The 23,068-nt window shown below is 65.1% G+C and carries 17 protein-coding genes; 10 read left to right on the top strand and 7 right to left on the bottom strand.

All coding sequences use genetic code 11. From position 1 onward, the window contains the following. Positions 1-31: 31 nt before the first annotated feature. Positions 32-4,237 (bottom strand): translocation/assembly module TamB domain-containing protein, encoded by a 4,206-nt coding sequence (locus tag BSL82_RS08935; RefSeq protein WP_072596986.1) that lies wholly within the window; start codon positions 4,235-4,237, stop codon positions 32-34. Further along, positions 4,237-6,276 (bottom strand): autotransporter assembly complex protein TamA, encoded by a 2,040-nt coding sequence (locus BSL82_RS08930; protein ID WP_226998408.1) that lies wholly within the window; start codon positions 6,274-6,276, stop codon positions 4,237-4,239. The genes BSL82_RS08935 and BSL82_RS08930 overlap by 1 nt, the downstream gene beginning before the upstream one ends. Positions 6,277-6,789: 513 nt before the next feature. Between BSL82_RS08930 and cofH the strand changes: the two genes are divergently transcribed. From cofH to cofC, 5 genes are read left to right on the top strand one after another with little or no spacing between them, the layout of a single operon-like run. After that, complete coding sequence (cofH, locus tag BSL82_RS08925; RefSeq protein WP_226998407.1) at positions 6,790-9,018, top strand: 5-amino-6-(D-ribitylamino)uracil--L-tyrosine 4-hydroxyphenyl transferase CofH; 2,229 nt, start codon at positions 6,790-6,792, stop codon at positions 9,016-9,018. A gap of 10 nt (positions 9,019-9,028) precedes the next feature. After that, positions 9,029-9,688, top strand: coding sequence for an NADPH-dependent F420 reductase (gene npdG / locus BSL82_RS08920; RefSeq protein ID WP_072596981.1), 660 nt, complete (start codon positions 9,029-9,031; stop codon positions 9,686-9,688). A gap of 8 nt (positions 9,689-9,696) precedes the next feature. After that, entirely contained in the window at positions 9,697-10,452 is a 756-nt protein-coding gene (gene cofE / locus BSL82_RS08915) for a coenzyme F420-0:L-glutamate ligase (RefSeq protein WP_072596979.1), read from the top strand. Beyond that, positions 10,449-11,384, top strand: a complete 936-nt coding sequence (gene cofD, locus BSL82_RS08910; RefSeq protein ID WP_072596977.1) for a 2-phospho-L-lactate transferase — start codon at positions 10,449-10,451, stop codon at positions 11,382-11,384. Before cofE ends, cofD begins: the two co-directional genes overlap by 4 nt. Next, positions 11,381-11,932 (top strand): 2-phospho-L-lactate guanylyltransferase, encoded by a 552-nt coding sequence (gene cofC, locus BSL82_RS08905; protein WP_072596975.1) that lies wholly within the window; start codon positions 11,381-11,383, stop codon positions 11,930-11,932. The genes cofD and cofC overlap by 4 nt, the downstream gene beginning before the upstream one ends. On the opposite strand, the gene BSL82_RS08900 is transcribed toward cofC, so the two are convergent. After that, positions 11,933-12,790 (bottom strand): LysR family transcriptional regulator, encoded by an 858-nt coding sequence (locus BSL82_RS08900; RefSeq protein WP_072596974.1) that lies wholly within the window; start codon positions 12,788-12,790, stop codon positions 11,933-11,935. Positions 12,791-12,889: 99 nt separating this feature from the next. Here BSL82_RS08900 and BSL82_RS08895 point away from each other — a divergent pair, with 99 nt between their 5' ends. From BSL82_RS08895 to BSL82_RS08880, 4 genes are read left to right on the top strand one after another with little or no spacing between them, the layout of a single operon-like run. Next, positions 12,890-14,041 carry an isovaleryl-CoA dehydrogenase gene (locus BSL82_RS08895; protein WP_072596973.1) on the top strand — a complete coding sequence of 384 codons (1,152 nt, stop codon included), beginning with the start codon at positions 12,890-12,892 and terminating at the stop codon, positions 14,039-14,041. Beyond that, the gene (locus BSL82_RS08890) at positions 14,038-15,633 is read left to right on the top strand and encodes a carboxyl transferase domain-containing protein (RefSeq protein WP_072596972.1); all 1,596 of its coding nucleotides are present in this window, start codon (positions 14,038-14,040) and stop codon (positions 15,631-15,633) included. The genes BSL82_RS08895 and BSL82_RS08890 overlap by 4 nt, the downstream gene beginning before the upstream one ends. A gap of 2 nt (positions 15,634-15,635) precedes the next feature. Beyond that, positions 15,636-17,498 carry an acetyl/propionyl/methylcrotonyl-CoA carboxylase subunit alpha gene (locus BSL82_RS08885; protein WP_072596971.1) on the top strand — a complete coding sequence of 621 codons (1,863 nt, stop codon included), beginning with the start codon at positions 15,636-15,638 and terminating at the stop codon, positions 17,496-17,498. After that, a complete protein-coding gene (locus BSL82_RS08880) occupies positions 17,498-17,950 on the top strand; it encodes a MaoC family dehydratase (RefSeq protein WP_072596970.1) in 453 nt (150 codons plus the stop codon). The genes BSL82_RS08885 and BSL82_RS08880 overlap by 1 nt, the downstream gene beginning before the upstream one ends. A 128-nt stretch (positions 17,951-18,078) precedes the next feature. Here the strand turns inward: BSL82_RS08880 and BSL82_RS08875 are convergent, their stop codons facing one another. Genes BSL82_RS08875 through BSL82_RS08865 form a run of 3 tightly spaced genes read right to left on the bottom strand, consistent with a single transcriptional unit; the run spans position 18,079 to position 21,066 of the window. Continuing rightward, positions 18,079-19,137: a phosphotransferase gene (locus BSL82_RS08875; RefSeq protein WP_072596969.1), complete on the bottom strand. Its 1,059-nt coding sequence runs from the start codon at positions 19,135-19,137 to the stop codon at positions 18,079-18,081. Then, the gene (locus BSL82_RS08870) at positions 19,134-20,297 is read right to left on the bottom strand and encodes an acyl-CoA dehydrogenase family protein (RefSeq protein WP_072596967.1); all 1,164 of its coding nucleotides are present in this window, start codon (positions 20,295-20,297) and stop codon (positions 19,134-19,136) included. The genes BSL82_RS08875 and BSL82_RS08870 overlap by 4 nt, the downstream gene beginning before the upstream one ends. A 13-nt stretch (positions 20,298-20,310) precedes the next feature. Next, positions 20,311-21,066 (bottom strand): SDR family NAD(P)-dependent oxidoreductase, encoded by a 756-nt coding sequence (locus BSL82_RS08865; RefSeq protein ID WP_072596965.1) that lies wholly within the window; start codon positions 21,064-21,066, stop codon positions 20,311-20,313. An 85-nt stretch (positions 21,067-21,151) separates the two neighbouring features. Between BSL82_RS08865 and BSL82_RS08860 the strand changes: the two genes are divergently transcribed. After that, positions 21,152-21,814 carry a GntR family transcriptional regulator gene (locus BSL82_RS08860; RefSeq protein ID WP_072596964.1) on the top strand — a complete coding sequence of 221 codons (663 nt, stop codon included), beginning with the start codon at positions 21,152-21,154 and terminating at the stop codon, positions 21,812-21,814. 34 nt (positions 21,815-21,848) lie between these two features. Here BSL82_RS08860 and BSL82_RS08855 read toward each other — a convergent pair whose 3' ends face one another. Next, entirely contained in the window at positions 21,849-22,859 is a 1,011-nt protein-coding gene (locus tag BSL82_RS08855; protein WP_072596963.1) for an amidohydrolase family protein, read from the bottom strand. Positions 22,860-23,068 lie beyond the last annotated feature (209 nt).

The following is a 23,068-nucleotide window of genomic DNA, read 5'->3' as shown; positions in this document are numbered from 1 at the left end:
TCGCCCTCGGGGTCCAGCAAATGCGGTTCGCTCAATAGTCCTTCGAATAGCGCAGATTGACCGAGGTTCCCGCGACGCCGCCGGTCTGGGTGAGGATGCTGAGCGCCTTGGAGAGCGCGACCTCGAGCTGGGTGGCGGTGAATCCGCGCGCGTCGGTGATGATCTCCACATAGACATCGTTGGTGATGTACTGCCCGGCGGCGACGGCCGTCTCGCGTCCGGTCGCCGGGTCCGATCCAAGGATGCGAAGCCGGTCGATGCCCGCCGCCGATTGCAGCTTGCCGAGCGGATTCAGCCCCCCGCCGCCGCCCCGCAGCGAGTTGAGCGAGGCTGCAAGCTGGATCGCCTGGGTGGCGGAAAGATTGGTGACGCTTTCTCCAAAGAGGATTCGGGACATCACCTCGTCCTGCGGCAGGCTTGGGGTGGAGGTGAAGGCGATCTGCGGATTCTGCGCCCTGCCGGAAATGTTGAGAATGGCGTTGACGTTCTCCACGCTGGTGCTCGCCTGAATGCTGATGACGGGATTATTGATTTCGCCGCCGGTGAAATCGATTTCTCCTTCGTCCAGCGTGAACCGGCGGCCTGCAAAGCCGTAGGTGCCGCGCAGCAGGTCAAGGCTGCCGGTGATGCGGGGATCGGCCGTGGTGCCGGTGATCCGCAGATCGGCGCTCCATTCGGATTCCATGCCCATGCCCGACACGAAAATCTGGTTGTCGGCGCGAACCGCTATGTCCAGATTCCAGATGGATGGCGCGGAGCCGCCTGAATCCGGTTCAGGGGTCACGGGTTCGCCCCTGCGATGCACGCCCGACAGCCGGGCGACCTCCGCGCTTCCTTCGCGCACAAAGCGGTAGCGCAGTTCGGGGAGGCGAAGCTTGCCGGAAATCAGTGCGCCCTTGTCGGGGCTGTTGGTCACCGCCAGCAATCCGCTCACCACAGTGCCGATGTTGTCGCTGCGCGCCAGCCGGGCGCGGTTGAGGCTGGCCTTGATGTTGATGGGAAAACCGTCGGCGGCGGCAAGCCCGACCGTTCCGGTGGCGTTCACCGTGCCTTCGCCCGCGCGCCCGTTGAAGCGGTTCAGGACCAGCCGGTCGTTGGTGAAGCGGCCGTCCAGCTCTATGGCTGAAACGCGGGTGCCGAACGTCTCGTTCTCATAGACAAGCGCGTCGGCGCGCACCACGCCGTTCAGGCGCGGGTTCTGCGGTGAACCGCTGAAATCGGCCGCAAGGGCGATTGGCCCGGTCAGCTGCTGGTCGGGCTGTCCGGCAAATGAAAACAGCACGGCGGCAGGCCCGTTATAGCGGACGCCGCCGTCCAGCGCGCCTGCCGCGAGATCGCTTATCCACCCGCCTCCGCCGCGCGCGGCGTTCACATTCGCGACCAGTCGCCCATAGGTCGTGCCGCCACGGCGGATCAGCGCCCGCGCTTCCGCCCGACCGGCCGGAGCGAGCGTGCCAAGGAGCTGGATGTCGACCGGCTCGGAGACGGTGGTCAGGCTCGACCGGGTGAAGTTCGCGATCCTGACTCGCGCGTCGGCGGAAGGAAAACCACTTCCATTCTGGGAAAAGTCGATGCTCCCGGTGGCGCGCCCGTCGATGCCGAGGCCGGGAACGAAGGTGTTGATGATCGCAAGGTCGAAATCCTCGAACCGGCTTTGCAGCGCCGTGCGATCACCCAACCGGCCCGCCAGCCGGACGCTGCCCTGCGGCAGGACAAGGGTTGTGGGTTCTAGAAGAAAGCCCTGGGTGTCCCGGCGTATGACAGCCGGCTGGCGGAGCCGGAAATCAATCCGGTCCGCGCTGCCCTTCAGCGCCACCACATAACGGTTGGGAGAAAGCGCCGCGTTGGCGGCGATGTCGAAGGACATGCCGCTGCTGCCGTCGGCGACCAGTTGCGCGCGGCCCCGGCCGCCGCTGTAGTCCACCTTCGCCCGCGCCTTGCGGATGACCCATTCGCCATAGGTCGCATTGGCAAGGCGGATGTCGGCGTCGATCTGCGGCGTGTCCCGGAAGACCAGCGACGCATCGATCAGCGCTCTTCCAATGGTGATGTCGAGATCGCCCGGCAGCCGGGCCTTGGTGGCGGTGGCATCGATATAGGCGGCCTGCGCGTCTCCCACGCCTGCAAGCCGGGTCGTACCTTCGATGCCGGAACCCTTCATCCGAAGCGTTCCGGCGAACGGCCCGGCGGGCGTCTGGCGGATGCTGCCGTCCAGATCTACTCCCGCAAAGCGGGCGCGGCGAACGTCGATGGTCAACGGCTCGCGCCCGGACTGGATCAGCACATCGGCCAGCAGCGGCCCATAGGCGGTGTCGCCCTCGGCATCGACATGATAGCCGGTCGCCTCTCCCTCAACCCGCGCGACAAGATTCCGGAGGCCAACGCCAAGCCCCGGGCTTTTCGCCCGCAGCACCGCCTGCGGCCGTCCCACCGTGCCGCGCACTGCGAGCGCCAGCGGGCCATATTGGGTGGAGCGCGCCGACACATCCAGCCTCACTGTGCCGCCCGGTTCATAGCGCCCGCTGCCGGACAGGCGGAAATCCGGGGCGCGGCCGCTCAACTGCGTCAGCGTGATCGCGCCCTCCGGCGTCATTCCGATGCGGCCCGTGAACACGGCCTCGCCGCCGAACAGGTCGCGGACGGTTTCATTCTCGATCTTTGCGGTGCGGACGCCGAAGCGCCCGTCCACGCCGAAGCCACGGTCGCCGACTGATTCGATATCGATATCGGCAGTGAGGTTGACGGTGCCGAACCCTTCGATCCGATAGTCGTTGATGCGCCCTTCCAACATGCCGCGATAGACGCCTTCGCCAAGGTCGGCGAGGACCACGGCCGTGGCGTTCATGCGGTCGCTGTCGATTTTCAGATTGTCGCTGATGAGGCGGCCGGCGGCATAGGCGAAGTCGCCGCTGACGCGCACATTCCGGAGGATTCCGCCAGCCGCGGCGTTGAGGCCGGTGATCCGGGCGGCCCGCGCGTTCACCGGAATGACGACCTGCTCGGCGTTGACCTCCGCCCGGCCGCTGGCGCGCAGACCCTCCACCCCGGTCCCGTCGAACACCAGCCTTGCGGCGTTGACGTCATAGGCGATGAAGGGCGTTGCGAAATCTCCGTCCAGCACCAGCCGGGCGCGCACATCCCGGCCGGAAAGATTCTCCGCCATGCTTCCGGGGGAGAGCAGTCGCATGTCCACGGCAAGATTGCCGAAGCGGTTGCGCGCGAGGTCCACCAGCCCGTTTGCGCTGAGCGCGATCGCATCGGACCGGAGCCGCAGGCGAAGGTCGGCGCGGCGTTCCTCAAGCCTGGCCGCGAGGTCGATTTGCAGGGCAGGGGAGGTGAGCCTTGCCACCGGCCCCTCCAGCAGCAGGCCGGGGCGGGCATCCCCCTTGACCGCGAAACTGCCGTCCCGCGCGGCGATGGCGATATCGGCAAGCCGTTCGTCGCCGGAGCGGGCGCCGAGGCTTCCCTGCCACGCTTGCCAGTCTCCCTTGCCTGAAAGCGTGGCCGCGACAGGCCGGTCGAAACCGGCAAGACCGGCGATCAGCCCGTCCGCAGGCGCATTCAGGACGCCATCTATATCCAGCCGGTTGTCCTCTGGTGAGGCATCGAGGCGCAGCGTCAGTCGGTCCCCCCCAAGCGCCTGTGCGTTGGCGGCGAGCCGGGCGCGGCCGTCGGCAATGTGCGCCTCGCCCTCAAGCGACAGCTCATGGGTGCGGCCCGTCACCGCCCGGCCGATCAACAGCCGGTCGACCGTCAGATCGCCGACGTCGATATCCAGATCGGGCAGCAGCGGCGCGTCAGGGTCGGACGGGACCGGCTTCAGCTGCGGCGGGCGGACCAGAACGACGAGCGGCGAGGTCAGCTCGTTGATGAGGATGTGGTTGCGCACATAGGCGAAGGGCCGCCAGTCCAGACGCACCCGGGGGCTTGCAAGGAACACGCCCTGCGGGTCCCGCACCACCAGATTGTGGATCGTCATGGAACTGTAGATCGATCCCTCGATCCGGCCGATCTGCACGCTCAGCCCCGACGCGGTTTCGATCTTGCCGATCTGGCGCACCAGCATGCGCTTGCCGGGGTCGCTGTTCAGATAGATCGAAAGGCCCGCGACCAGCACCGCCAACGCACCGAGCACGGCGGCCGCCCATATCGCCAAGCGCCGCCAGCGCGATGGCGCGCGGCCATCCTCCCCTTCTTCGAAAGGCGTGGGGGCCATGCTGATGTCGTCCTCGCTCATCAGAAGGCCTGCCCGATGCCGATGTAAAGCGTGTACCGGGATTCGCCCGGACGGCGCTTGATCGGCATCGCCACATCGACCCGTACCGGTCCGAAATTCGTATAATAGCGGCCGCCTATGCCGACTCCAAAGCGGATGTCGGAAAATTGCGGATAGCTGCTTCGATACACCTGTCCGGCGTCGACGAACGGAACGATGCCGAAGTTGCCGAAGCGGTAGCGCGCCTCAAGCGCGAATTCGTTGACCGAGCGGCCGCCCAGCGGATCATTGTCCATGTCGCGCGGGCCAAGCTCTTGATAGCCGAAGCCCCGCACCGATCCCCCGCCGCCCGCATAGAGCCGCCGCGAAGGCGCGATGTCGGCGCGGTCGGAACCGATGATCGAGCCAAGCCGCGTCCGCGCGGCAATCACCAGATCGTTCGAAACGCCGTAATAGCCGCTCAGGTCGAATGTACCGCGAACATAGGGAGTGACGCCCCCCTGCAACGATGCCTCCGGCGAAAGGCGAAGCCGGGCGCGCAGACCATTGCGCGGGTCCAGCAGATCGTCGGACGTATCATAGCCAAGCTCGCCCGGAAGCGCGCCGATCAGATATGTCAGCCGCTTCGTGTCGCCGGTGGTCTCGTTGACCGTGGTCTGGTCCGACGCCAGAAGCTCGAAGCCATAGGACCAGGTCCATCTTTTCTGGAAGATCGGCGTGGACGAGCGCGAGATGGAGCCGCGCAGCGCGGCCGTATAGGCGCTGTAGCTCTTGTAATCCTCGTGCAGCAGTTCCAGCCCCGCCTGCACCGTCCGGTCCCTGCGTCCGGCGTTGGACCGCCTGAATGTGGCTGAAAGCCCCTGTTCCTGCGTTCCGGCGACAGCGCCCAGGATAAGCGCGCCTTCAGGGGGAAAGAGGTTGCGGTGCGTCCAGCTTCCGCCCACGCGGAACCCCTGTCCGGTGCCATAGCCCGCATCGGCCGCCAATGTTCTGGTCGGTCCCGCCTCCTGCAACACGCGCAGGTCGACATATTCGGTTCCGTCCGGCGCCTTGCGTCCGGTCTGGACCGGCTGCACGCCGATGCTTGAAAACAGGTTGGTGGCGACAAGCGCCTTGCGCAGATCGTCGACCTTGCGGCTGTCGTACAGTTCGCCCTCATCGAAGCGGGCGATGGTGGCGACATGATCGGCGCCAAAGGCGAGATCGCCCTCGGTGACGATGTCGCCGAAGCTGCCGCGCGGGCCGGGCTCCACGGGAAGGGTATAGTCGCCGGTCATGGTTGCGGGATCGAGCGCAATGTCGCGATCGCCAAGTTCGACGAACGGATAGCCTTGCTGGGGAAGGATGAGGCTGATGTTCGCCTCGGCGGCGAGCACACGCTCGGCGAGGATCGGGTCACCCGTTTTCAGCGGCAGCGCATCCCGGATCAGGCCGGGAGGCTGAACAGGCGGGGAGCGGATGGCGATGTCGCCCAGCGCATATTGCTTTCCCGGAGTGACGGTGATGACGGCGCGCATCGGCTCGTTCCTCGGGCCCGAAGGCCGTTCCATGGCGGAAGTGACCGAGGCGTCGAAATAGCCGCGCGAGTGGAGCAGCCGCATCGCAAGCTCTTCATCGGCCTGCGCCCGCGCCTCTATCATCGCGGCCGTCTCGGCGCTGCCGTCGCCGTCCTCCAGTGCGCTCAGGTCGCGAAAGCGGTCGCCGAGCCCCGTGCCTTCGAAACCTTCCACCCGCAGGCGGTAGCTGACTGCCGGGGGCTGGTCGCTTGCAGCCTGTTGCTGCCCGGCCGGGGCGGGCGTGACGTCGAACACGGGCAGGGGCGTCAAGGGCGCGGACAGTTCACCGTCGACCGGCGGCAACGGTTCGGCAAGGGCAGGCGGATCCTCCGCCGTCGTCGGCGCGGGCCCGGCAGTGGAAGCATCTGCGTCAAGCGATGGCAGCCGTTCCTCGAACTCGTCGTCGGGCAATATCGGCGCGGGCTCTGCCGTGGTCCCTGCGTTGACGGTCTGGGCCGAAGCTGTGGAGATTATAGACGAAGCCAGAAGGCAGAAAACGATCAAAAGACCAGTTCTGGCGCTGCTGGATTGCATAAGACCTCGTCACCCACACTGCCCGCCAGCTCGCCGGTACCGGCTTTACACGCTCTCATCATCGGCTCCCATGACAATGTGAACCGTTTCGCCCATCAACCTAAATGCGCGGCGCAGGTGCGAAGTTCCCGGCATTTTCCGGGCAGGCGTATCGTGTCGTCACACGGCTTCAGCGCGCCGCCGCGCCTGTCAGGTGACGCAGTAACATCGTCCGGTTTGCGTGATCGCATCCACGACCCCTAAAATTCACAACCGTGGAGGAAGTGTTGCGTCACGACCGTTCCCACCAAACAGGCTTGTCAGCGACCATCAGAAAAGGCACACACGCACGTCATTGCGACAATGCCGTCCTCATCCTGATCGCTGCAGGATGCTCAACGACAGCACCGCGCTGCTCCAATTCTATGCGGAAGAATTACTTTGGGAAGCGAACCGAATCTTCTTGAACGCCCGCTATTCTCATTGATCTCTGATGCTGAGCGGTTGACGACTGAATCATTCGGCCCGGTCGTGACCTATTCACGCAAGGTGTTCATTCCGCTCACCACGCTCTGTCGAGATGTCTGCCATTATTGCACGTTCGCGAAGGCACCGCGTCAAATCCGTTCGCTCTATCTAAGCCGCGAGGAGGTGCTGGCGATCGCCCGCGCGGGCGCCGAGGCGGGATGCCGTGAGGCCTTGTTCACGCTCGGCGATCGTCCCGAGGCACGCTACGCTGCTGCGCGGGGTGCGCTGGCGGCCATGGGTTATGAGAGCACGCTGGCCTATCTTGGTGCCATGGCGAAGGCCGTGCTCGACGAGACCGGGCTGCTGCCGCATCTCAATGCGGGTCTGATGGGCGATGCCGACTATGCGGCGCTGCGTCCGGTGTCAGCCTCGATGGGCCTGATGCTGGAGACCGCGTCGGAGCGGCTGTCGCAGAAGGGCGGTCCACATTATGGTTCGCCTGACAAGCTGCCGGCGCGGCGGCTGGAGGCGATCGAAGCGGCGGGCCGGGCGCGGGTGCCGTTCACGACCGGCCTGCTGATCGGAATCGGCGAAACACGCGCCGAGCGGATCGAGGCGCTGCAGGCGATCCGCGACAGCCATGCACGCCATCGCCATATCCAGGAAGTGATCATCCAGAACTTCCGTGCCAAGCCCGGCACGAAGATGGCCGACCATCCCGAGCCGTCGCTGGACGAGCATCTGTGGACCATCGCTGTGGCTCGACTGATCCTTGGACCGGACATGGTGATTCAGGCACCGCCAAACTTGCATGCGCCCGACGAGCTTGCCGCGCTGCTGCGCGCTGGCGTCAACGATTGGGGGGGCGTGTCTCCCGTAACGCCCGACCATGTGAACCCCGAGGCGCCTTGGCCGCATCTCGATTTGCTGGACAGGGCGACTGCCGCGGCGGGCCGGGTGCTGCGCGAACGGCTTGCGATCGGACCTGGCTTTGCACGCGAACCCGAGGCGTGGATGGAGCCTGCGCTGGCGAAGGTGGTGCGCCGCTCTGTTGATGCGCGAGGGCTGCCGGTCACGGACGGCTGGCATCCGGGCACGGCCTTGCCGATGCCGGTCGAGCGTTGCGAGGGCGTCACCGTCCGGTCCGGCCGGATACGGGAAATCCTGGCGCGCGCGCTCGAAGGTGGACGGCTTGAGGAGGGGGACATCGTCCGGCTGTTCGAAGCCGACGGACCCGACATTGCACTGGTCGCCGGTGCGGCCGACGAATTGCGGCGGCAGGTGGTTGGCGATGCGGTGACCTACGTCGTCAACCGCAATATCAATTACACCAATATCTGCCTTTACAAATGCGGCTTCTGCGCCTTTTCGAAAGGGACGGCGAAGAACCTGCGCGGTCCAGCCTATATGCTCGATCTCGAGGAGGTGGGGCGGCGCGCCGCGGAGGCCGCTGATCGGGGTGCGACCGAGGTCTGCCTGCAGGGCGGCATTCATCCCGATTATGACGGGAACACCTATCTGAACGTGCTGCGCACGGTGCGCACGGCGGCGCCCTCGATCCACATCCATGCCTTCTCACCGCTTGAGGTGACGCATGGTGCGAGCACGCTGGGCCTGTCGCTGCACGACTTCCTAACAATGCTCAAGGAAGAAGGTCTCGCAACCCTGCCGGGAACGGCAGCCGAGATTCTCGACGATGAAGTGCGCGCGATCATCTGCCCGGACAAGGTGAACACGGCCGAGTGGCTGGAGGTGATGTGGACCGCCCATGCCGTCGGCCTGCGGTCGACGGCCACGATCATGTTCGGCCATGTGGACCGCTATGCCAACTGGGCGCGGCATCTGCTGGCAATTCGTGATTTGCAGGCCGAGACCGGCGGCTTCACCGAATTCGTGCCTTTGCCGTTCGTGCACATGGAGGCGCCGATCTGGCGGCGCGGTCAGGCGCGATCGGGGCCAAGCGCACGAGAGACTTTGCTGATGCATTCGGTCGCAAGACTGGTGCTGCACCCGCTGATCTCCAACATTCAGGCGAGTTGGGTGAAGCTGGGCGAGCAGGGCGTGATCGCCGCGCTGCAAGCGGGCGCAAACGACCTTGGCGGCGTGCTGATGGACGAATCGATCACGCGCGCGGCCGGCGGGATAAACGGCCAGGCCTGGGACGCGGACCGCATGACGGCGATCGCCCGGACGGCAGGTCGCTTTGCGACGCAGCGCACGACAGTTTACCAACCGGCCGCGGCGCTGATGACCGCCGCCGAATGAAGAGGATGCTATGACGAACGAAGCAGTGATCGCCGTAGTGGGCGGTACCGGCAAGCTGGGCGCGGCGATCGCGCGGCGGCTGGCCAAGGCGGGGCGCACTGTGATCATCGGTTCGCGCTCGGCGGAAAATGCGCAGAAGGCGGCGGCTGAACTCGGCTTCGGGATTAAGGGCAAGAGCAATGCGGATGCGGCGCAAGCGGGCGACATCGTGATCGTGACCGTGCCCTTCCAGGCGCAGGACGCGACGCTCGCCGAGATCAGGCCATTCGTCCAGGGCAAGATCGTGGTCGATACCACGGTGCCGCTGGTCCCGCCGAAGGTGATGCGGGTGCAGCTTCCCGAGGAAGGCAGCGCCGCAGTTCGCACACAAAACGCGCTGGGCGAGGGCGTGACCGTCGTCTCGGGCTTCCACAATGTCGCCGCGCACAAGCTTGCGACGGACCAGGATATCGGATGCGACGTGCTGGTCTTCGGCGACGACAAGGCCGCGCGAGCGCAAGTCGTCGAACTCGCCAATGACGCCGGGCTGCGGGGCATTCATGGAGGTGCGCTCGTCAATTCGGCGGCGGCCGAGGCGCTGACCTCGATCCTCATCTTCATCAACAAGACCTATAAGGTTGACGGTGCCGGCATAACCATCACAGGAACGCTGACCGACCCTGAGGCCTGAAAGACCGCATGATCCAGATTCATCCGCTCCCGGCCATTGGTGAGGTCCGCCCCGGGGATGATCTAGCGCGGACGCTCGCCAATGCCGTCCATGCGGCGGGGATCATGCCCGTTGCATCGGATGTGCTGGCCGTCACCCAGAAGATCGTGTCCAAGTCCGAAGGCCGCTTCGTTGACCTCGATACGGTGACGCCCGGCCCAAAGGCGCTGGAGCTGGCCGAAGTTACGCGCAAGGACCCTCGCCTTGTCGAACTCGTGCTGGCGGAATCGCAAAATGTGGTGCGCGCGGTGCCGAACGTGCTGATCGCGCGCCATCGATCGGGCCATGTCATGGCCAATGCCGGGATCGACCGCTCGAACCTTGGCCCCGGCGACGGTGACAGGGCCCTGCTGCTGCCGGTCGATGCCGATGCCTCGGCGGCGCGGCTGCGCGATGCGCTGGCGGCAATCTGGCCTGAGCCGCCAGCGGTGCTGATCACCGACAGCTTCGGGCGGCCCTGGCGTTATGGCGTCACCTGCGTGGCGATCGGCGCGAGCGGGATGCCATCGCTGGTCGATCGCCGTGGCGACGTCGATCGCGACGGACGAACGCTTGAGGTCACCCAGATCGCGCTGGGCGACATGATCGCGACCGCCGCCGGCCTTGCAACCGGCGAAGGCGCTGAAGGCGTACCGGCGGCGCTGGTGCGTGGGTTGAGCTGGACTGTGGCGGACACCCCGGCCGCTGCGCTCGTGCGGCCGATCGAGGAAGATCTGTTCCGTTGAGCGGCCACGTCACCATCCTGACGGGCGGCGTCGGCGGGGCGAAACTGGTGCTGGGCCTCTGCCACGCCATTCCGGCGGGATCGGTAACGGCCATCGTCAATACAGGCGACGATTTCCAGCACCTCGGGCTCTCTGTCTCGCCTGACATCGATACGCTGCTCTATACGCTGTCCGGCAAGGCCAATGCCGCGCAGGGCTGGGGCCGTGAAGCCGAGAGCTGGGGCTTCATGAGCGCGGTGCGATCCCTGGGCGGCGAGGACTGGTTTCAGCTCGGTGATGGCGATCTCGCGCTGCATGTGTTGCGGAGCCAAAGACGGCGGCAGGGCGATCCGTTGTCCACGATCATCGCGGATTTTGCATCGGCATGGGGCATCGCGGCGCAGGTTCTGCCCATGACGGACGATGTCGTCGCGACCAAGGTCGAGACCGACGAGGGAATGCTCGATTTCCAATACTATTTCGTGCGCCGTCGCTGTGAGCCGATCGTCCGCTCGATTCGCTTTGAAGGCGCGACCACGGCAAGGCCGGGGCCGGGTGTCATCGAAGCGATTTCGAACCCCGATTGCGAAGCCGTGCTGATCGCGCCTTCCAACCCGTTCCTGAGCGTCGATCCGATCCTGGCGGTGCCGGGTATCAGGGAAGCGTTGGCCGGATCGCGCGCGCCGGTGATTGCCGTGTCCCCAATCGTCGGCGGCAAGGCGGTGAAGGGCCCAACCGCCAAGATGATGAAGGAGCTTGGGCTGGAGACCAGCGCGGCCGCGGTCGCCGTTCATTATGCAGGCGTGATCGATGCGATGCTGGTCGACGAACGCGACCCGCCGCAGGATCTGCCGATCCCCTCGGCGCGGGTCGACACGCTGATGACGACTCTTGACGATCGCATCCGCGTGGCCCGCGCAGCACTCGGACTCGCCCGCGCGGTCCGGTCATGAGTTGGACGGCGGTTGTCCCGCTCAAAACGAGCGGGGAGCGCAAGAGCCGCCTGGCCGCCCTGCTTTCTGCGGAGGAACGGTCTGCGCTCAGCGTCCGGATGTTCCACCATGTCGTCGACGTTCTGACGCAGGTCCCTGCGATCGGCAGGATCATCGTTCTCGCAGACGAGTGCCCCGCCGATTGGGATGGCGACTGGATGGCCGATGGCGGCCGTGGCCTCAATCCCGAACTCGAACAGGCCCGCAAGCTTGTCGCAGGCGACCTGATCGTGCTGCACGCCGACTTGCCGCTGTTGACGCCCGAGGACGTGACGGCGCTGATCGAAGCTGCTTCGGAAAGCGGGCTGGCGATTGCGCCCGACCGGCATCGAACCGGCACCAACGGCCTGGCCTTGAAAGCGGCGACAAGGCTCGAATTCTCCTTCGGTGCCGACAGCTTCCGGCTGCATCGGCTGCAGCGTTCCGATTGCATGGTGGTCGAGCGGGACGGTTTCGCACTTGATCTCGATACGCCCGACGACCTGAAGGCCCTTGCTGCGGCGAGATGATCACTTGACCACCGTCGTTCTCATGACGTCCAGGAGCGGCTCCGGCACCGGCGCGCTGCTCTTGCCATGGAGGATGCCGATCTTGCGGGTCAGATCGAACCCGCAAAGGCGCGGCCGCGCCACCTCGGGGTCACGATAGCTGTCCGGCATGACGGTGATCCCCAGACCGGCGCGCACCAGCGCCAGCGTCTTGTCATCATTGGTCGTACGGAAGCTGAACCTCGGACGCACGCCGCGCTCGGTGAAATACCGGCTCGTCTCCGAAAGCACCTCGCAATGGCGGCGCACCATCATCGTCTCCTGCGCCAGGTCTTCAGCCTTCAGCGAACCGGCCCCTGCGAAGCGGTGCCAGCGCGGCAACGCCAGCGAATAGCCCTCGGTGTAGAACAGCTCCTGCCGCCATTCTTCATTCGGGCGCAGGACCGTCAGCGCGAGATCGATGCGTCCCCTCCCCAACCGTGCGATCAACTCGCGCTCGCTACCCTCCACAATCTCGATCTGCGTCGGGTCGTCCCGCCGTCGGTGCTCGGCGACAAGGCGTTCGAGGGTGGGAGTGGGAATGGTCGAGAGCACGCCGAGCCGGACGACGCTGGTCTCGCTGGCGCCGACAGCGCTGCGGACTGCGAGGTTGAAGTCGTTTTCAATGCGGCGGGCATGCGGGAGGAGGCGCGATCCGGCTTCCGTGAGATGCACGCGTTGGCTTGTACGATGAAAGAGCGTTGCGCCGATCAGCCTCTCGAGCTTGCCGATGCCCACCGAGAGCGTCGGCTGGGTGACGTTCGCCTGCGCCGCAGCCTTGGAGAAGCTGCCAGTGTCCACGACAGCCAGAAAATAGCGAAGGAGGTAGCGGTCGATCATAGACACCATCTATGCCCTGTCGCCAAATCTTTCAATTTTTGTCGTACCGTGATTAGCGGTAGCATGTGAGGGTCAAGACTTACGCGAGACACAAGAGCCATGTCGTTCCCCAATCTGGATTTCGCGCTTGGAGAGACGGCGGACATGATCCGCGAGACGACCCGGCGGTTCGCTGCGGATCGCATCGCGCCGCTGGCGGCGAGGATCGACGCCGAGGACTGGTTCCCGCGCGGGCTCTGGCCGGAGATGGGCGCGCTTGGCCTGCACGGCGTCACCGTGGACGAGGAATGGGGTGGCCTCGGCCTGGGCTATCTGGAACATGTGGTGGCGCAGGAGGAGGTGGCGCGCGCGTCCGCCTCGGTCGGTCTCAGCTATGGCGCGCACAGCAATTTATGCGTCAACCAGATCCACCGCTGGGGCAATGACGACCAGAAGCGGAAGTATCTGCCCCGGCTTGTCTCGGGAGAGCATGTCGGCGCGCTCGCCATGTCGGAAGCAGGCGCCGGATCGGACGTGGTCTCGATGAAGCTCAAGGCCGAGCGGAAGGGCGATGGCTATCTTCTGAACGGAACCAAGTTCTGGATCACCAACGGCAGCGAGGCCGATGTTCTGGTCGTCTACGCGAAGACGGGCGAAGGCTCGGGCGGCATCACCACCTTCATCATCGAAAAGGGCATGAAGGGCTTTTCGATCGGGCAGAAGATCGACAAGATGGGGATGCGCGGCAGCCCCACCGCAGAGCTGGTCTTTTCCGATTGCGAGGTTCCGGAAGCCAACGTCATGGGGCCGCTCAACGGCGGCGTCGGCGTGCTGATGTCGGGGCTCGACTATGAACGCGCCGTGCTCGCCGGTATCCAGCTCGGCATCATGCAGGCCTGCCTCGACGTGGTGCTGCCCTATGTGCGCGAGCGCAAGCAGTTCGGCCAGCCGATCGGCGGGTTCCAGCTGATGCAGGCGAAGGTGGCCGACATGTATGTCGCGCTCAATTCCGCCCGTGCCTATGTCTATGCGGTGGCGCGAGCGTGCGATGCGGGGCGGACGACGCGCTTCGATGCTGCGGGCGCGATCCTGCTGGCGAGCGAGAATGCGATGAAGGTCGCGCTGGAGGCGGTGCAGGCGCTGGGCGGCGCGGGCTATACGAAGGACTGGCCGGTCGAGCGCTATATGCGCGACGCCAAGCTGCTCGACATCGGGGCGGGCACCAACGAGATCCGGCGCATGCTGATCGGGCGGGAGCTGATCGGCGCATGACTGTCGTCACCACCGCGATCGACCGCGAGGGCGAGGGCTTTCGCGCCAATGAAACACATAACCGCACGTTGGCCGAAGAGCTGCGGTCGCGGGTGGCGGAGGCCTCGCTCGGCGGCTCCCAGCAGCATCGCGACCGCCATGTGGCGCGCGGCAAGCTGCTGCCCCGCGACCGGATTCATCGCCTGCTGGACCCGGGCAGCCCGTTCCTGGAGATCGGCCAGCTCGCCGCCAACGGCATGTACGGCTCCAGCCCCGCCGCCGCAGGCGTCATCGCCGGCATAGGCCGGATCAGGGGGCGCGAATGCATGATCGTCGCCAACGATCCCACGGTGAAGGGCGGCGCCTATTTCCCCACGACGGTGAAGAAGCATCTCCGCGCGCAGGAGATCGCCGAGCAGAACCGTCTGCCATGCGTCTATCTGGTGGATTCGGGCGGCGCGAACCTGCCGCACCAGGCGGAGGTCTTTCCCGACCGCGACCATTTCGGGCGGATTTTCTACAATCAGGCGCAAATGTCGGCCAAGGGCATTCCGCAGATCGCCTGCGTGATGGGAAGCTGCACGGCGGGCGGGGCCTATGTTCCGGCGATGTCGGACGAGACGGTGATCGTCCGCAACCAGGGCACGATCTTCCTTGCCGGTCCGCCGCTGGTGAAGGCGGCGACGGGTGAGGAGATCACGGCGGAAGCGCTTGGCGGGGCAGAGACGCATGGCCGCCGGTCGGGCGTAGTCGATCATGTCGCCGAGAATGACGAGCATGCGCTGCTGATCGTGCGCGACATCGTCGGCACGCTTCGGCCGCCGAACCCCGCCAGCGTCAACCGGGCGACATCCCTGCCGCCCCGTCTCGATCCGCAGGAGCTTTACGGAATCATCCCGCCCGATGTGCGCGCGCCCTATGACGTGCATGAAGTGATCGGGCGGATTGTCGACGACAGCGCGTTCCACGAGTTCAAGGCGCTCTACGGCACGACGTTGGTCTGCGGCTTTGCGCATATCTGGGGCATTCCGGTGGCGATCCTCGCCAATAACGGGGTGCTGTTCAGCGAGAGCGCATTGAAGGGCGCGCATTTCATCGAGCTTGCCTGCCAGCGCGGCATTCCGCTGCTGTTCCTCCAGAACATCTCCGGCTTCATGGTCGGCGGCAAATATGAGGCAGAGGGAATCGCGAAGAACGGCGCAAAGCTGGTCACGGCCGTCGCCACGGCGCAGGTGCCGAAGATCACCGTGCTGATCGGCGGCAGCTTCGGCGCGGGCAATTACGGCATGTGCGGCCGCGCCTATGGCCCGCGTTTCCTCTTCACGTGGCCCAATGCGCGGATCAGCGTGATGGGGGGAGAGCAGGCTGCCTCGGTGCTCGCCACCGTCCACCGCGACGCCGACAAATGGACCCCGGAGGAAGCAGAGGCCTTCAAGGCCCCGATCCGGCGGAAATATGAGGATGAGGGCAACCCCTATCATGCCACCGCCCGGCTGTGGGACGACGGCGTGATCGATCCTGCCCAGACCCGCGACGTCCTTGGCCTCGCCTTTGCCACTACGCTGAACGCGCCGATACCGGAACGGCCGCAGTTCGGCCTGTTCAGGATGTGACGATGATCCGTTCGCTTCTGATCGCCAACCGGGGCGAGATTTCCCGCCGCATCATCCGCACCGCACGGCGCATGGGAATCCGCACCATCGCCGTCCATTCCGATGTGGACGCCGCCATGCCCTTCGTCAGGGAGGCGGACGAGGCGGTCTGCATCGGCCCTGCCGCTGCGCGCGAATCCTATCTCGTCCAGGCAAAGCTGCTGGACGCGGCGACAAAGACCGGGGCCGAGGCGATCCACCCCGGCTACGGCTTCTTGTCGGAGAATGCCGGGTTCGCCGAAGCCGTGCAGGCGGCGGGGCTGGTCTGGGTCGGCGCGCCGCCCGCCGCGATCCGCGCCATGGGCCTGAAGGACGCTGCCAAAAAGCTGATGGCCGACGCGGGCGTTCCGGTCACGCCGGGCTATCTGGGGGAGGACCAGTCCCCCGAGCATCTGCAGCGCGAGGCGGACGGCATCGGCTATCCCGTCCTCATCAAGGCGGTGGCTGGCGGCGGCGGCAAGGGCATGCGCCGGGTGGACGCGGCGCAGGATTTCGCCGAGGCGCTCGCATCCTGCAAGCGCGAGGCGGCGGCCAGCTTCGGCGACGATCGCGTGCTGCTGGAAAAATATGTCGTCAATCCCCGGCATATCGAAGTGCAGGTCTTCGGCGACAGCCATGGCAATGCCGTTCATCTGTTCGAACGCGACTGCTCGCTCCAGCGCCGCCACCAGAAGGTGATCGAGGAAGCACCGGCTCCCGGCATGGACGCGACGACCCGCGCCGCCGTGTGCGCGGCGGCGGTGAAGGCGGCGAGGGCGGTGGACTATGTCGGGGCCGGAACGATCGAGTTCATCGCCGACGGATCAGATGGCCTGCGGCCCGACCGCATCTGGTTCATGGAAATGAACACGCGGCTTCAGGTCGAGCATCCGGTGACAGAGGCGATCACCGGACAGGACCTGGTCGAATGGCAGCTCCGCGTCGCAGGCGGCGAGCCGCTGCCGTTGCAGCAGGACCAGCTCGCCATTCATGGCTGGGCGATGGAAGCGCGCCTCTATGCGGAAAATCCGGCGACCGGCTTCCTTCCTTCGACAGGGCCTCTCCAGCGCCTTCGCTTTCCGGAGGGCATCCGCATCGATAGCGGGGTCGAGGAAGGAAATGACGTATCGCCCTATTATGATCCGATGATCGCCAAGCTCGTCGTTCACGCCCCGACGCGCCCCGCCGCCGCACAGGCGCTCGCGAAGGCGGCCGGTGAAACGCAGGTGTGGCCGGTCAAGACGAACGCGGGTTTTCTCGCAAGGGCCGCGCGCCATCCCGACTTTGTCGAAGGCAATATCGATACGGGCTTTATCGAGCGCCACGCCGACCAGTTGATCCCGCCGGCAGAGCCCGACGAGGCTGTGGTTTCGGCCGCAGCGGCCGCGATCTTGGCGCCGGAGACGGGGCCGTGGGGCGGCGTTTCAGGCTTTCGGTTGAATGCGCCCGCCGATCGCCGGGTGTCGGTGGAAGTCGGCGGATCGGTGTATCTCGCCGAGGCGGCGGACGACAGCGTTCCGCTCCACGACATCGACGGCATGCGGATATTGTTCGCCGACGGGACAGGCTGGGCGGTCGACGAACCGCGCGCCGGCCATGGCGGTGTCGCCGGAGGTGTCGCCGACGGTGCCCTGCTTGCGCCAATGCCCGGCAAGATCATCGCCGTGGATGTGGCCGAGGGGGATCACGTTACCAAGGGGCAGAGGCTGCTCGTCATGGAAGCGATGAAGATGGAGCAGGCCATCATTGCGCCCTTCGACGGGCGTGTTGCCAGCCTGTCGCCGCGCGTGGGCGATCAGGTCAGCGAGGGCACGCTCCTCGCCAGGATTACCGGGGAGGAGGACTGATGGCCGGAAAATACTTCGACGAATGGACCGTCGGCGAGCGCATCCAGCATGAAATCCGCCGCACGGTCACCGAGACCGACAATCTGCTGATGTCCACGCTCACCCACAATCCCCAACCGCTTCATCTGGACATCGAAGCCGCAAGGGCGAGCGAATTCGGACAGATTCTGGTCAACGGAACCTTCACCTTCGCATTGATGGTGGGGCTGTCGGTGGGCGACACCACGCTCGGCACGCTCGTCGCCAATCTGGGCTATGACAAGGTCGTGATGCCCAAGCCCGTCTTCATCGGCGACACGCTGCGCGCGGAAACCGAAGTGACCGAATTGAAGCCCAGCAAATCCCGCCCGAACGCAGGCATCGTTACCTTCACGCACCGGCTGGTCAACCAGCGCGATGAGGTGGTCTGCCAATGCCTGCGCTCCGCCCTGATCCAGCGACGCCCGGCATGAGGCTGCGCTCGCTTCTCTTCGTCCCGAGCGACCGGCCCTAACGGACGGAAAATGCGCCTGAAAAACTAACCTGCCGTGTGGACGACTTTGCCCGGGTCACCTCATGTTGTCGAACGGATGCGTTGCAGTCAGCTTAGCTGGCGCCAGGCCAGTTCGGCCAGTTCGGGGAATACACGGGCGCGGTCTTCAGCTTGCTGCGACGAAGCCGTGCCGCGGATCACCCGGCCCTTGATGCCATGGAAGATGGCGGCCAGCCGGAAGAAGTTGAAGGCGGTGTAGAAGCGGTAGTCGGGAATGGAAGCCCGGCCGGTTCGCGCGCAATAGGCCGCAATGTAATCGGCTTCGGACGGAATGTTCAGCGCAGCGAGATCGGCGCCTCCCAACCCCGCGACGATATGCGGCGGCATATGGTACATCATGGCGTTGTAGGCGAAATCCGCGAGCGGATGGCCGAGCGTCGACAGTTCCCAGTCGAGCACCGCGACGATGCGTGGCTCCGTCGGGTGAAAGATCATATTGTCGATGCGGAAGTCGCCATGGACGATTGCCGTCTCGTCGCCGGGCGGGATGTTGGCGGGCAGCCAGTCGATCAGCCGGTCCATGGCGGGATCGCGGCCCGCCTCGGTGTCCTCGAGATACTGCTTTGACCAGCGGCCGATCTGCCGCTCGAAATAATTGCCGGGACGGCCATAGTCGCCAAGCCCGACCGCCGCATAATCGACATTGTGAAGTGCTGCGATCGTCGCGTTCATCGCATCGAAATAGGCGGGCCGCTCGGCAGCCGAGACCTGCGGGATCGTCGCGTCCCAGAAGATCCGGCCCTCGACCAGATCCATGATGTAGAACCATGTGCCGATCACGGAATCGTCCGTGCAAAGCGCATGGACGTGCGCGACGGGAAAGCTCGCCTTCTCAAGGCCCGTCAGCACCGCCACCTCGCGATCGACTGCATGCGCCCCCTTCAGCAACTGGCCCGGCGGCTTGCGGCGCAGCACATAGGAGCGTCCCGGCGTCACCAGCTTGTAGGTGGGGTTGGATTGTCCGCCCTTGAACTGCTCGACAGACAAAGGCCCCTCAAAGTCCGGCACATGATCGGCCATCCAGCGGCTGAGCGCCGCCTCGTCGAAGGCGAAACCCGGCCGAACCTGGGTGGTGCCTTCATTCGCCTCCTGTGCATCCCCGCTCATTGAGGGTTCGCCTTTGCATGGTCGCGCTTGATCTTCTTGGCGAGCGACCATTTGTGGACTTCGGTCGGGCCGTCATAAATGCGGAAGGCGCGAATCTCGCGGAATATCTGCTCGACCACCGTATCGCCCGACACGCCGGTGCCGCCCATCACCTGGATGCAGCGGTCGGCGACCCGGTAGAGCGCCTCCGACACCGCGACCTTGGCCATCGAGCTTTCGACCGTGCCCAGCGACCCGCCATCGAGCACATCGGCGCACCAGTCGATCATCAGCTCGGCCTGTTTCAGGTCGATCATGTTTTCCGCCAGCATGAAGCCGACGCCCTCATGATCGACGAGCTTCTTGCCGAAGGCCTCGCGGCGGCAGGCATAGTCGGAGGCGATCTCCTGCGCGCGCATGGCGCTCCCCAACCAGCGCATGCAGTGCGACAGACGCGCCGGCGACAGGCGGACCTGCGCATATTTGAAGCCCTCTCCGGCGGCTCCCATCATCTGGTCGGCGGGTACACGCAGATTGTCGATCGTCAGCACCGAATGGCCGCCCGGCATCGAACTGTCGATCGTGTCCAGTACCCGGTCGATCCGGATCGCGGGATCAGGAAGGTCCACCAGGAACATGCAGGCGCCGTCTTCCGACTTCGCCATGATGATTCCGACTTTCGCGCCCTGCGCGCCGGTGATGAACGCCTTGCGGCCATTGATCACCCAATGATCGCCATCGAGGCGGCACGTCGTCTTCATCATCGACGGGTCCGATCCTGCGCCGCCCTCTTCAGCCGGTTCGGTCATGAAGAACGCCGAGCGTGCCTCGCCCGCCACCAGCTTGTCGAGGAAGCGTCGCTTGTGTTCGGCCGTCCCGATCTTCCCGATCAGATACATATTGCCCTCGTCCGGGGCCATTGTGTTGACGGCGACCGGCCCCAGTGGCGACAGGCCGGACTTCTTGAGAACGATCGCCGTTTCGCGCTGGCTGAGATGCGATCCGTCGGCGACGATATGCGGCGTCATCAGCCCTGCGGCGCGGGCCTTCGCGCGCATCTCCTGAACCAGTTCCTCGGTCGGGCCGTGCGCTGTGAGGCGCGGATCGCGCTCATAGGGAATGACCGTTTCCCGAACGAAACGCTCTATCTTCGCCGCAATCGCTTCCGCGCGCTCGGTCATCTTCCTTCTCCGATTATAATGTGCTGACCAGATGCCCGCCGTCGACCTCAAGCACCGTCCCCGTCATGTAGGAGCCGGCATCGGAGGCGAGCAGCAATAATGGCCCATCCAGCTCTTCCGGTTGTCCCAGGCGGCGTTGCGGAATACGCTTGATCATCGCTTTTCCTGCATCGGTATCCCAGAAGGCCGCGTTCAGTTCGGTCGAGATATAGCCGGGCGCGAGCGCGTTGACGCGCACGCCGAAGCGCGCAAGTTCGAGCGCGGCGACCTTGGTCAGCTGGATCACGGCTGCCTTGGATACGGCATAGGAGGCCACCCCGGCGGCCTGCCGCAAACCCAGAATCGACGCGATGTTGATGATCGAACCGCCACGGCCATGCGCCCGCATCGCCTTGCCGGCAAGCTGCGTGAGCAGGAACATGCCCTTTACGTTGGTGTTCACCACGGCGTCCCAATCCGCCTCGGAATGGTCGAGGAGCGCCGACTCGCGAGCGATCCCGGCATTATTGATAAGGATATCGACGCCCGCGAGCAGCGGTTCGGCGGCGGCTATGCTGTTCGCATCCGATATATCCAGTGCGGTGACGGTGCAGACGCCGCCGGTCGAGCGAACCTGCGATGCCACCGCCTCCAGCGCCTGCTCCCTGCGGGCCGCAATAATCACCGTTGCTCCGGCTTTCGCCAGCAGCTGTGCAAAGTGCGCGCCGAGACCGCTGGACGCCCCGGTGACGAAGGCGGTCTTGCCTGTCAGATCCAGTAGATCGCGCATATTGACTCCATTGGCAGCTATCTTAAGATTATGGATCAAGATTGTAGAACAATCAATAGGAGCGGTATTGGCCGGGGACGCTGAAATGCAGGAGTACGGGCTAAGCGGAGAGCCCGGCGGGTCGGCTCGCCAAGTGTTTCTTGGCATTCTGCGTGATCTCGAAACAGGCCGCATGGTTCCTGGTCAGCGCCTTGTCGAAACCGAACTTGCATCGCGCCATGGGGTAGGGCGCAACGCCGTTCGGGAGGCCATGCAGCATCTCGCTGCGCGCGGCGTCGTCGACCTCAGCCCTAACCGTTCTCCTGCCATCCGGAAACTCGATCTTGCCGAGAGCATGGAGGTGCTTGACGTCGCCTCGGCGATGACCAGGCTCCTCGTGCGCGGAGCAGCGGCCGCGTACCGGCCCGAAATCGCCGCGCTACTGCAGTCTGCCATGGAAGACCTCGCCGGGGCGGCGTCGGCGAGCGAGCCGGGGCATTTTGGCGCTGCCAGGCGGCGGTATTATCGCAGCCTTCTGCTGATCGGCGGAAATCGCGAACTGCAGCGCATATTTCCCGCCATCGGAATCCATATCATCCACGCGCAATATCCATCCGCCCGGCTGCAGGGCATCCGCCTTGCCGATTATCAGGCGATCGCCCGGGCCGTGGCCGCCGGCGACCCCGATGCCGCTGAAGCCGCGGCGGCGGCCCATGTCGAGGCCGTCCGCGGCATTGTCCGTGAACTTGCTTCGGCAATGGACGTGTGACGGTTCATGTGCTGGTGCCTGGTTCGGGGAGCGGCTAGCTAATCCGATAGGCGTTCGCGGCGGTGTCATGAAACATCGCCCGCTTTTCTTCGGGGTTGAAGTCCGCAACCATCCGCTTGAACCCGTTCCAGAGCACGCCGTAGGACACGCCCAGCATGTCCACCGGAAAATTGCTTTCAAACATGGTCCGGCCCGGGCCGAACATGTCGATCGTCCGCAGCACATAGTCACGCTGCCGGGACGCCAGCTCTTCCGAACTGGGAGGACGGTCGCGGCCAATGAACGACAGGCCGGTGAAGGCCATGTTGAGCGCGCCGACCTTAACGAAAACATTGGAGCAGGTTGCGAGTTCGGCCATCGCAGCGCTCCAGTCTGAAAAGACCTCATCCCCCTTGCCCGCGAAGCGGCCGATCTGGATAGGCGATGCAATATGGTTGAGTATGATCCTGGTGTCCGGGAAGGCGCGCGCCAGATCCGTCAGTTCGGCGATCTGGGGGTGGAGAAGCCAGGCATCGAAGCTCAGCCCCAGCGGCGCAAGTTCGGCAAAGCCCTCTCGGAACCGGGCTTCTCCCAGCATTTCCGGGTAGCCGTCTTCGTTGAACGGTGCATCAGGATCATATGCGGTTCGCACGCGTATGCCGCGGAAGCGCGACGGAGATGCCTGCATGTGCGCTTCCAGAACCTCGAGCACGGCGGAGCCCATGGAGAGCGGTGCGTGTCCGACGATGGCCGCGCACACTCCAGCGTTCCGGCCGCCTCGCCTGATCCCTTCCTGCGCAATCGCTTCGGCATGATCGGTTCCGCCGACGAAACGAAGATGTTCCGGCCCATCCGGCCGGAGGCTGATCTGCGAATCGACATAGACGGTTGCTACGATGTTGTGTCCCGTCGTGGTTTTGTCTCGAAGCAGGCTGTCGATCGGATAGCTTGGGAATATGGGCTTTGGCGGGGTGGCGTAACAGTGATGATGGGCGTCGATGATCGGCAGATCGGGTTCGATCGCCTCTTCATGATGCATGGCCAGCCACTTGCTGTTGTCCGACATTCCACCTCTCCTCAGTGGTGATGAGACTAACGGGGAGCCGCGGCGACGCCAGAGCAGTTTGTCCGGATCGAGCGCCGGAAGCGGCCTGAGACAGAAGCAATGTCCTTTCCTGTCAATGGCCCTCCGCCCCGTTGCAGTCGAAATTGTCTGGGAGCGATATACGGATTGAACCTGTACAATCCCGTCTGGCCCAACCCGCCCTCAAATGT

It is taken from the genome of Tardibacter chloracetimidivorans (assembly GCF_001890385.1).
In the GTDB taxonomy this organism is placed as follows: domain Bacteria; phylum Pseudomonadota; class Alphaproteobacteria; order Sphingomonadales; family Sphingomonadaceae; genus Tardibacter; species Tardibacter chloracetimidivorans.
Note: the sequence above shows the minus strand (reverse complement) of the source record. Positions and strands in the feature narration are given on the sequence as shown.

Excerpts from the sequence above, each read along its gene's own strand:
- BSL82_RS08900 (WP_072596974.1), bottom strand. The coding sequence starts at position 12,790 with ATGATCGACCGCTACCTCCTTCGCTATTTTCTGGCTGTCGTGGACACT.
- BSL82_RS08885 (WP_072596971.1), top strand. The coding sequence starts at position 15,636 with ATGATCCGTTCGCTTCTGATCGCCAACCGGGGCGAGATTTCCCGCCGC.
- BSL82_RS08895 (WP_072596973.1), top strand. The coding sequence starts at position 12,890 with ATGTCGTTCCCCAATCTGGATTTCGCGCTTGGAGAGACGGCGGACATG.
- npdG (WP_072596981.1), top strand. The coding sequence starts at position 9,029 with ATGACGAACGAAGCAGTGATCGCCGTAGTGGGCGGTACCGGCAAGCTG.
- BSL82_RS08890 (WP_072596972.1), top strand. The coding sequence starts at position 14,038 with ATGACTGTCGTCACCACCGCGATCGACCGCGAGGGCGAGGGCTTTCGC.
- BSL82_RS08875 (WP_072596969.1), bottom strand. The coding sequence starts at position 19,137 with ATGAGCGGGGATGCACAGGAGGCGAATGAAGGCACCACCCAGGTTCGG.
- BSL82_RS08855 (WP_072596963.1), bottom strand. The coding sequence starts at position 22,859 with ATGTCGGACAACAGCAAGTGGCTGGCCATGCATCATGAAGAGGCGATC.
- BSL82_RS08860 (WP_072596964.1), top strand. The coding sequence starts at position 21,152 with ATGCAGGAGTACGGGCTAAGCGGAGAGCCCGGCGGGTCGGCTCGCCAA.
- cofC (WP_072596975.1), top strand. The coding sequence starts at position 11,381 with ATGAGTTGGACGGCGGTTGTCCCGCTCAAAACGAGCGGGGAGCGCAAG.
- BSL82_RS08880 (WP_072596970.1), top strand. The coding sequence starts at position 17,498 with ATGGCCGGAAAATACTTCGACGAATGGACCGTCGGCGAGCGCATCCAG.
- BSL82_RS08935 (WP_072596986.1), bottom strand. The coding sequence starts at position 4,237 with ATGAGCGAGGACGACATCAGCATGGCCCCCACGCCTTTCGAAGAAGGG.
- BSL82_RS08865 (WP_072596965.1), bottom strand. The coding sequence starts at position 21,066 with ATGCGCGATCTACTGGATCTGACAGGCAAGACCGCCTTCGTCACCGGG.
- BSL82_RS08870 (WP_072596967.1), bottom strand. The coding sequence starts at position 20,297 with ATGACCGAGCGCGCGGAAGCGATTGCGGCGAAGATAGAGCGTTTCGTT.
- cofE (WP_072596979.1), top strand. The coding sequence starts at position 9,697 with ATGATCCAGATTCATCCGCTCCCGGCCATTGGTGAGGTCCGCCCCGGG.